We start from the raw sequence: 801 nt of genomic DNA on the forward strand, positions 1-801 counted from the left end.
ATTGACGGCTGAACATGCGGTCAAATACGATGGACTCACTTTAATTCGTAGCAAACTCACCGTATGAAACAAACAGTCATCGCTTCCGCTTCCAGGCTTCTGCTCGGGTCTTTGGCCATTGCAGGCATTCTCTCTCTCGCGGCCTGCGGCGGCGGTGGCGGCTCTTCGGGAGGCGCCGGGGCCGCCACGTCCGTTCCGGGCAGCGGCTCCTCGGGTGCGTCGGGTGGTGGCTCGAACAGCGGCGGCTCTACCGTGGTCCAAGCGGCGACCGTGGTGGACTCCGTGCCCCCGCCAACCTACACCGGCGCGTCCGAGGAATCGCTGGCCTTTGCTCTGCTCAACGACCAGCGCTCGAAGTGCGGCTTTGGGATGGCTGCGCAGAACGCGCTTCTGGACACGGCCGCCAAAGGGCACGCTGATTGGCAGCTCATCAATGCGACGATCGGGCACTTCCAGACGGCGGGTACGCCGGGCTTCACTGGCATCGCCGCGATCGATCGCGCCGCAGCGGCTGGCTATGTCGCACAAGGGATCACGGACGAGCTCACCACGATCATCGGCAGCGCCTCGAACGTGGGACAAGGCGCGGCCAGCATCCGTACTCTGCTTTCGGCGCCCTACCACCTGGTGGGCCTGACCGGTGCCTATCGCGAGATTGGCGTTTCCGTGCGTAGCAGCACCGACGTCGGCGTGGCCGCGCCGCGCACTGTCCAGCAATACGATCTGGCTTACACCGCCGCTGCCGGCAAGCAAGAGCCCGCCAGCGACGCTATCTTGACCTACCCCTGCTCTGGCACCACC

At 65.0% G+C, this 801-nt stretch carries 1 protein-coding gene; it reads left to right on the forward strand.

The features are described from left to right. Positions 1–63: 63 nt before the first annotated feature. Positions 64–801: hypothetical protein (locus AC1DTN_RS37595; RefSeq protein WP_477925203.1), on the forward strand; the 738-nt coding region annotated here is incomplete at its 3' end.

The organism is Rhizobium sp. 01T444 (assembly GCF_056398305.1).